Consider the following 311-nt stretch of genomic DNA (forward strand, 5'->3'; position numbering starts at 1 on the left):
GGCTAGTGTCGCAAAAACATGGGAAACGGGGCATATCGAGGGTGATAAGCACCATCTCGCTTATTTGCGTTCATTGAGCAAGGAACGCAGGCAGGCAGATTCCAGTGCGGATATTCCGCTTGCAGAGATGGAGGTCGTCGTGGTCGATCTGGAGACGACGGGATTTTATCCCGATCATGGCGACGAGATCATCTCGATTGGTGCGGTAGCGATGAAGGGAGATCGATTGGTGCTCGGGGATTCCTTTTACACCCTGGTGAAGCCTGGGCGTTCGATCCCTCCCCATATTCGTTCCTTGACTGGAATCACAG

The 311-nt window shown here is 53.4% G+C and carries 1 protein-coding gene; it reads left to right on the forward strand.

What is annotated here, in order from left to right; genetic code table 11:
• Positions 1-34 precede the first annotated feature (34 nt).
• The coding region (locus SB775_RS28455) for an exonuclease domain-containing protein (RefSeq protein ID WP_410864531.1) at positions 35-311 on the forward strand (277 nt) is incomplete at its 3' end.

Source organism: Peribacillus sp. SIMBA_075, assembly GCF_046534585.1.